Origin of the sequence: Streptomyces sp. NPDC056222, assembly GCF_042264065.1 — a bacterium.
In the GTDB taxonomy this organism is placed as follows: domain Bacteria; phylum Actinomycetota; class Actinomycetes; order Streptomycetales; family Streptomycetaceae; genus Streptomyces.
The window spans coordinates 1-7043 of sequence record NZ_JBHJTL010000171.1; the positions used below are offsets into that span (position 1 = coordinate 1).

General features: G+C 67.8%; 8 protein-coding genes and 5 tRNA genes. 10 read left to right on the plus strand and 3 right to left on the minus strand.

The genetic code is table 11. From position 1 onward, the window contains the following. Positions 1-687 (minus strand): hypothetical protein (locus ACFC0D_RS37615; protein ID WP_376446400.1); only part of this gene is annotated, 687 nt, incomplete at its 3' end. 83 nt (positions 688-770) lie between these two features. Beyond that, positions 771-1214: a peptidase inhibitor family I36 protein gene (locus tag ACFC0D_RS37620; RefSeq protein ID WP_376446403.1), complete on the minus strand. Its 444-nt coding sequence runs from the start codon at positions 1212-1214 to the stop codon at positions 771-773. A gap of 163 nt (positions 1215-1377) precedes the next feature. On the opposite strand from ACFC0D_RS37620, the gene ACFC0D_RS37625 reads away from it, so the two are divergent. The 6 genes from ACFC0D_RS37625 (at position 1378) to ACFC0D_RS37650 (ending at position 2720) form a co-directional block, all read left to right on the plus strand. Then, positions 1378-2100, plus strand: coding sequence for an HAD family hydrolase (locus ACFC0D_RS37625; protein ID WP_376446405.1), 723 nt, complete (start codon positions 1378-1380; stop codon positions 2098-2100). 94 nt (positions 2101-2194) lie between these two features. After that, positions 2195-2266: transfer RNA gene (locus ACFC0D_RS37630), tRNA-Gln, on the plus strand. A 43-nt stretch (positions 2267-2309) separates the two neighbouring features. Continuing rightward, a tRNA-Glu gene (locus ACFC0D_RS37635) sits at positions 2310-2382 on the plus strand. A 61-nt stretch (positions 2383-2443) separates the two neighbouring features. Further along, a tRNA-Glu gene (locus tag ACFC0D_RS37640) sits at positions 2444-2516 on the plus strand. Between the two features lie 16 nt (positions 2517-2532). Beyond that, positions 2533-2604: transfer RNA gene (locus tag ACFC0D_RS37645), tRNA-Gln, on the plus strand. 43 nt (positions 2605-2647) lie between these two features. Next, positions 2648-2720: transfer RNA gene (locus tag ACFC0D_RS37650), tRNA-Glu, on the plus strand. A gap of 130 nt (positions 2721-2850) precedes the next feature. On the opposite strand, the gene ndgR is transcribed toward ACFC0D_RS37650, so the two are convergent. Continuing rightward, positions 2851-3567 carry an IclR family transcriptional regulator NdgR gene (ndgR, locus tag ACFC0D_RS37655; RefSeq protein WP_005311436.1) on the minus strand — a complete coding sequence of 239 codons (717 nt, stop codon included), beginning with the start codon at positions 3565-3567 and terminating at the stop codon, positions 2851-2853. 141 nt (positions 3568-3708) lie between these two features. On the opposite strand from ndgR, the gene leuC reads away from it, so the two are divergent. The 4 genes from leuC to ACFC0D_RS37675 all read left to right on the plus strand — a co-directional run bounded on the left by leuC (position 3709) and on the right by ACFC0D_RS37675 (position 6877). Then, positions 3709-5133, plus strand: a complete 1425-nt coding sequence (leuC, locus tag ACFC0D_RS37660; RefSeq protein WP_376446408.1) for a 3-isopropylmalate dehydratase large subunit — start codon at positions 3709-3711, stop codon at positions 5131-5133. Between the two features lie 6 nt (positions 5134-5139). Continuing rightward, the gene (gene leuD, locus ACFC0D_RS37665) at positions 5140-5733 is read left to right on the plus strand and encodes a 3-isopropylmalate dehydratase small subunit (protein WP_376446411.1); all 594 of its coding nucleotides are present in this window, start codon (positions 5140-5142) and stop codon (positions 5731-5733) included. Positions 5734-5837: 104 nt separating this feature from the next. Next, positions 5838-6065: a hypothetical protein gene (locus ACFC0D_RS37670; protein WP_260227783.1), complete on the plus strand. Its 228-nt coding sequence runs from the start codon at positions 5838-5840 to the stop codon at positions 6063-6065. A gap of 143 nt (positions 6066-6208) precedes the next feature. Then, positions 6209-6877 (plus strand): HU family DNA-binding protein, encoded by a 669-nt coding sequence (locus ACFC0D_RS37675; RefSeq protein ID WP_376446413.1) that lies wholly within the window; start codon positions 6209-6211, stop codon positions 6875-6877. Positions 6878-7043: the final 166 nt, after the last annotated feature.

Consider the following 7043-nt stretch of genomic DNA (forward strand, 5'->3'; position numbering starts at 1 on the left):
GACCTTGAAGAGATCAAGCGGCGAGGAGTAGCTGAACCCCTTCTTCGTCATGCAGCCGGACCATTGCGTGAACCCTGCCCGAACGGCTTTGTCCATTTGGGAATCAGCGAAACTCTGCGCCGATATCCGGGTGGCCACCGCGCCACCCTCCGGGTAGTCGTAGTCCTTCCGGAAGTCCATGGCGGCTTTCCCGAGGCAGCCTTCCACCAGAATTTTCCGTCCCCGATACTCGACGGGTCCTGATTTCTTCTCGGCGCCTCGCGTTCCGTACAGAACGACCAGCTCGTCCTTGCCGAGGCCCGAGTCCGGCGCCGATTCCCGCACAGGGGGCAGCCGGTATCCGTATCGAGCCGCGGTGCTTTCGTCGGAGAGGCCGTAGCGTCGGTCGAGTGCCTGGGTCGGTGCCGGCCGGCCGGGAAGCTCGTACGCGATCGAGTAGTCGGCCATGCACCGCTTCGCCAGCACCTGCTCGGCCGTCTCGATGACCGCGTAGTCGGCGCTCGTGTAGCTGTAGTGGGCGATGGGAAGCCGGAAGGTGTAGTCGCGCGCGGAGGCTGTCGGTTCCGGACCCCGGCTCGCCGCAGGCCGGGCCTCCGGGTCCGATGCGGCGTTCTCCTGCTCCGACTCCTGCGCTGTGCACCCGACCAGGGCGAACAGGGTGAGCAGTGGTATCGCCAGACGTCTCATCGTGTCGCTTCCCATGCGGAGCCCCGCGCGGGCCGTTGCCGTCGCGCGGGGCTGTCGTGCGGATTCGGATGCGGCTGCCCGCGTCAGTTGAACATGTGGCAGTTCTGGCCGATCAGGCCGAAGCCCAGAGAGGCGTTCTCGTTGTACGTCTGGACGAGCTGGTTGGCCCTGCTCAGCTTCGCGACCGTGTCGCAGGGGCCGTTGTACTGGCTGGAGTAGAAGACCGTGGCGACCTGCATGCTGGCGTTGTAGAAGGAGGCGGCGTTGTTCTTCACCGGCTGGCCCTGACCGGCTCCACTGCTCTGGAACGTGTATCCCGCGAGATTGGAGATGCTGCCCATCTGGCCGCTCTGTCCGGTGAAGACAATCCGCGAACCCGAGAGCCCGCTGTTGTAGTAGAAGTGGCCGCAGTTCGCGTGCGCATCGACACAGTAAATGCCGACGTCGGCCTGGGCCGGCGCGGCACCGAGAGCGAGCACGGCGGCGGTGGGCAGCGCAACGGCGAGGGCGCGGCGAATGGCGCTCATCTATTTCTCCATGAGGTTCATGATCACGAGTGGGGGCGGACGGAGTGTAGGCGCACGGTGAGGAGACAAGTCAAGGCAGTTATTTTGGCGATGGAATTGGAATTCTAAATTCCACTTGGAGTCGCAGATTCCGGTCTCGATCGCCGTCGCGTACCGTGGCCCCATGGCCATTCGCGCGGTCCTGTGGGACATCGACGACACGCTCTTCGACTACTCGCGTGCCGACCTGGCCGGGATGCGCGACCACCTCACGGCCGAGGGTCTGGTGGACGGATTCGACTCCGTCGACCAGGCCCTCCGGCGTTGGCAGGAGCTCACCGTCGTCCACTGGCGGCGCTTCGAGGCCGGCGGGGTGGACTTCCAGGACCAGCGGCGGGAGCGGGTGCGCGACTTCCTCGCCGCGCCGGGGCTGACCGCCGTCGAGGCCGACGCCTGGTTCGAGCGGTACATCACCCACTACGAGGCCGCGTGGGAGCTCTTCCCCGACGCCGTGCCCGTCCTCGATCTGCTGGCGGGTGACTACCGTCACGCGGTCCTGTCGAACTCCAGCATCCACAACCAGGACCGCAAGCTGCGTGTCCTCGGTCTGCGGGAGCGCTTCGAGGCGGTCGTCTGTGCCGCCGAGCTCGGGGTCGCCAAGCCGGCCGCCGAGGCCTTCCACGCCGCCTGTGCCGCACTGGGGCTCGCCCCGGGGGAGGTCGCGTACGTCGGCGACCAGCCGGACATCGACGCCCGCGGGGCCGCCGATGCGGGGCTCAGGGGTATCTGGCTGGACCGTGCCGGCGCCGGCGGGCGACCCGAACTGACCCGCATCACCGACCTCCACCAGCTGCCCGCACTGCTGCGCGGGGATACCCGTTTTGGAGCGCCGGACACCTTCGGGTAATGTTCTTCCTGCGCCGAGGGGAGCAAGCCGAAAGGCCGAAACCCACCGGAGCACAACCCGAACAAGATCCCCTTCGCGGGGGGTCGTGTTTTGGTGGCCTATGGTGTAATTGGCAGCACGACGGTTTCTGGTTCCGTTAGTCTAGGTTCGAGTCCTGGTAGGCCAGCTCGCAGAGCTCATCTGCATCGTACGCGGATCTCATCCGCAAAGCCCCCGTTGTGTAGCGGCCTAGCACGCTGCCCTCTCAAGGCAGTAGCGCCGGTTCGAATCCGGTCGGGGGTACAGATCCTTCCCGCGGGATCACCTGGGTCGCACCCGGTGAACCCGATGCAGGATCGCTAGGGCCCCCGTTGTGTAGCGGCCTAGCACGCCGCCCTCTCAAGGCGGTAGCGCCGGTTCGAATCCGGTCGGGGGTACTGGTTTAAACCACCATGGCCTATGGTGTAATTGGCAACACTACGGTTTCTGGTACCGTCATTCTAGGTTCGAGTCCTGGTAGGCCAGCTCGCAGAGCTCATCTGCATCGTACGCGGATCTCATCCGCAAGGCCCCCGTTGTGTAGCGGCCTAGCACGCCGCCCTCTCAAGGCGGTAGCGCCGGTTCGAATCCGGTCGGGGGTACGCATCGAGGAAGCCCTTCCCTTCGGGGGAGGGCTTCCTCGCGTTACCGACGATCCGCACACAACTCCGGCCCACCGCTGCGGCGTTGAAGCGGTGGGCCGGTGTTCGGGCAGGAGGGACGTGAAGCGCGTCAGCCGTTGCGGCGGAGCGCCTCGGAGAGGCGGGCGGCGGCATCGATGACCGCCTGGGCGTGCATACGGCCCGGGTGGCGCGTCAGGCGCTCGATGGGCCCGGAGACCGACACGGCGGCCACCACGCGGTTCGAGGGGCCGCGTACGGGCGCGGAGACGGACGCGACGCCCGGCTCCCGCTCGCCGATCGACTGCGCCCAGCCACGTCGCCGTACACCGGAGAGGGCCGTCGCCGTGAAGCGGGCGCCCTGAAGGCCGCGGTGGAGCCGCTCGGGCTCCTCCCAGGCCATCAGGATCTGCGCCGAGGAGCCGGCCTTCATCGTCAGCGTGGAGCCGACCGGGACCGTGTCCCGAAGGCCGGACAGCCGCTCGGCCGCCGCGACGCAGATGCGCATGTCGCCCTGGCGACGGTAGAGCTGGGCGCTCTCGCCGGTGACATCGCGCAGATGCGTCAGTACGGGGCCCGCGGTGGCGAGCAGGCGGTCCTCACCGGCCGCGGCGGCGAGCTCCGCCAGGCGCGGTCCGAGGATGAACCGGCCCTGCATGTCGCGAGCCACCATCCGGTGGTGTTCCAGTGCCACGGCGAGGCGATGTGCCGTGGGTCGTGCGAGTCCCGTCGCCGCGACCAGACCTGCGAGGGTGGCCGGACCGGACTCCAGGGCGCTCAGGACAAGGGCTGCCTTGTCGAGAACGCCCACGCCGCTAGAGTTGTCCATGCAACGATATTCACGTCTCACTCTGTGAAACGCAAGTTCAATTTTCCCGGGATCTTGCGACCCTGGTGAGGCGGCCGCACAACGGCCTGCGAAACGGGTCTCTAGTTGCGCCGACGTAGTCCGTCGGCCGGAGGGAAAGCGATGGGTAGGACACTCGCGGAGAAGGTCTGGGACGACCACGTCGTCCGGCGCGCCGAGGGCGAGCCCGACCTCCTCTTCATCGATCTGCACCTGCTGCACGAGGTGACCAGCCCCCAGGCGTTCGACGGCCTGCGTCAGAACGGCCGCCAGGTGCGGCGCCTCGACCTCACCATCGCCACCGAGGACCACAACACCCCGACCCTCGACATCGACAAGCCCATCGCCGACCCGGTCTCCCGTGCCCAGTTGGAGACCCTGCGCAAGAACTGCGCGGAGTTCGGCGTACGGCTGCACCCGCTGGGCGACGTCGAGCAGGGTGTCGTCCACGTCGTGGGCCCCCAGCTGGGTCTGACCCAGCCCGGCACCACCGTCGTCTGCGGCGATTCGCACACCTCCACGCACGGCGCATTCGGCGCGCTGGCGTTCGGCATCGGCACCAGCCAGGTCGAGCACGTCCTGGCCACCCAGACCCTGCCGCTGGCCCGCCCCAAGACCATGGCGATCACCGTCGAAGGCGAGCTGCCCGAGGACGTCACCGCCAAGGACCTGATCCTGGCGATCATCGCCAAGATCGGCACCGGCGGCGGTCAGGGCTACATCCTGGAGTACCGCGGCTCCGCCATCGAGAAGCTCTCGATGGAGGCCCGGATGACCATCTGCAACATGTCGATCGAGGCCGGCGCCCGCGCGGGCATGATCGCCCCCGACGAGACCACCTTCGCGTATCTGAAGGGCCGCGCCCACGCCCCCGAGGGCGAGGACTGGGACGCCGCCGTCGCGTACTGGAAGACCCTGAAGTCCGACGAGGACGCGGTCTTCGACGCCGAGGTCGTCATCGACGCCGCCTCCCTGGCGCCGTTCGTCACCTGGGGCACCAACCCGGGCCAGGGCGCGCCGCTTTCGGCGAACGTCCCCGACCCGGCTTCGTACGAAGACGCTTCGGAGCGCTTGGCCGCCGAAAAGGCCCTGGAGTACATGGGGTTGACCGCCGGACAGCCGCTGCGCGACATCAAGGTCGACACCGTCTTCGTAGGCTCCTGCACCAACGGCCGCATCGAGGACCTGCGCAACGCCGCCGCGCTGCTGGAGGGCCGCAAGGTCGCCGACGGCGTCCGGATGCTGGTCGTCCCCGGCTCGGTCCGGGTGGCCCTGCAGGCCGTCGAGGAGGGCCTGGACAAGGTCTTCAAGGAGTCCGGCGCCGAATGGCGGCACGCGGGCTGCTCGATGTGCCTGGGCATGAACCCCGACCAACTGGCGCCCGGTGAGCGTTCCGCGTCCACCTCCAACCGCAACTTCGAGGGCCGGCAGGGCAAGGGCGGCCGGACCCACCTGGTCTCGCCCCAGGTCGCCGCCGCCACCGCCGTACTGGGCCACCTGGCCTCCCCGGCCGATCTGTCCGACGTCGCTACGCCCGCGGGGGTCTGAGGAACCATGGAAGCTTTCACCACGCACACCGGCCGGGCCGTCCCGCTGCGCCGCAGCAACGTCGACACCGACCAGATCATCCCCGCGCACTGGCTGAAGAAGGTCACCCGCGACGGCTTCGAGGACGGGCTGTTCGAGGCTTGGCGCAAGGACTCCGAGTTCGTGCTCAACCGCCCCGAGCGGCAGGGCGCCACGGTCCTGGTGGCCGGCCCCGACTTCGGCACCGGCTCCTCCCGTGAGCACGCCGTCTGGGCGCTGCAGAACTACGGCTTCAAGACCGTCATCTCCTCCCGGTTCGCCGACATCTTCCGCGGCAACTCGCTGAAGAACGGCCTGCTGACCGTCGTCCTCGACCAGAAGACCGTGGACGCGCTCTGGGAGCTGACCGAGGCCGACCCGACGGCCGAAATCACCGTTGACTTGGAGCGCCGCAAGGTGCTGGCGGCCGGGATCGACGCCGACTTCGAGCTCGACGAGAACGCCCGCTGGCGTCTGCTGAACGGTCTGGACGACATCAGCCTCACCCTTCAGAACGAAGCCGACATCGCGACGTACGAGGCGGCCAGGCCGGCCTTCAAACCGCGTACAATTACGGTCTGAGCAGCGCTTTTCCACGACTGCGCCCCCCACCCTCCGGTGGGGGGCGCAGTCGCTTGTTGAGACCCCGTCGGGCGACAACTCGCCCTAGATGGCACAATCGGTGCATGGAACGCGACAGCCAACTCGAGCTCTACGAGGCAGTCGCCGCCCGATTGAAGGAAGCGCACACAAGAGTGCGTGAACTGCAAGTCCCGGAGGGCGTAAGGATGGCGCTGTCCCGGAAGCTGCTGGTCGTCACGGCAGCGGCGAAGCACGATCTCGCGGACGCGGCAACGCGTCTCGACCGGTTGATGAAGGACCTCGATGAGGGCCGATTCCCTGAAGACGACTGACACCAGGAACTCCACAACGGCACTACTGCGTTGCGGCACTAGGGTGATTAGCCCGTTTCGTGTTTGATTTGCGGTATATACATGCCTAACGTGCGAAAAAGCTTGAACACTTTCGTTCTGGCAATGTCTCCGAAGGGGAAGACGTGAACAAGGCGCAGCTCGTAGAAGCGATTGCCGACAAGCTCGGCGGCCGTCAGCAGGCCGCGGACGCTGTCGACGCGGTGCTGGACGCGATCGTGCGTGCCGTGGTCGGCGGGGACCGGGTTTCGGTCACCGGCTTCGGCTCGTTCGAGAAGGTCGACCGCCCGGCCCGGTACGCCCGCAACCCGCAGACGGGTGAGCGCGTGCGGGTCAAGAAGACCTCGGTGCCGCGCTTCCGTGCCGGTCAGGGCTTCAAGGACCTGGTCAGCGGCTCGAAGAAGCTCCCCAAGGGCGGCGAGGTCTCCGTCAAGAAGGCACCCAAGGGCAGCCTGACCGGCGGGGCTTCCGCGACCGTGAAGAAGGCCGCGGCCAAGAAGGCCACCACCGCCAAGAAGGCGGCGGCCAAGAAGGCCACCGCCAAGAAGACCGTGGCGAAGAAGACCACCGCGGTCAAGAAGACCACCGCCGCGAAGAAGACCACCGCGGCCGCCAAGAAGACCACGGCGGCGGCCAAGAAGGCGGCCCCCGCGAAGAAGGCCACCACCGCGGCGGCGAAGAAGGCCACGGCCAAGAAGACCGCGCCGGCGAAGAAGGCCACGGCGAAGAAGGCGCCCGCCAAGAAGACGACGGCGCGCAAGACCACCGCCAAGAAGGCCGCCGCCAAGAAGTAGGAGTAAGCGGCGCAGGGGTCATTGGCCACTCACACGCCGGGCCGGGCTCCCCTCGGGGGGCCCGGCCCGCGGCGCGTTCACGCCCCCATAGGCCCCGTCGGGCCCAGCTCATCGGTGTGTTCGGCCGATTAGGCGCGGAGAGCCCGGGCCCTCAGAGGGTCTGCCG

What these genes read in the sequence shown, in the direction of transcription:
- leuC (WP_376446408.1), top strand. Translation starts at nt 3,709, where the DNA reads ATGGGTAGGACACTCGCGGAGAAGGTCTGGGACGACCACGTCGTCCGG.
- ACFC0D_RS37670 (WP_260227783.1), top strand. Translation starts at nt 5,838, where the DNA reads ATGGAACGCGACAGCCAACTCGAGCTCTACGAGGCAGTCGCCGCCCGA.
- ACFC0D_RS37620 (WP_376446403.1), bottom strand. Translation starts at nt 1,214, where the DNA reads ATGAGCGCCATTCGCCGCGCCCTCGCCGTTGCGCTGCCCACCGCCGCC.
- ACFC0D_RS37625 (WP_376446405.1), top strand. Translation starts at nt 1,378, where the DNA reads ATGGCCATTCGCGCGGTCCTGTGGGACATCGACGACACGCTCTTCGAC.
- ndgR (WP_005311436.1), bottom strand. Translation starts at nt 3,567, where the DNA reads ATGGACAACTCTAGCGGCGTGGGCGTTCTCGACAAGGCAGCCCTTGTC.
- leuD (WP_376446411.1), top strand. Translation starts at nt 5,140, where the DNA reads ATGGAAGCTTTCACCACGCACACCGGCCGGGCCGTCCCGCTGCGCCGC.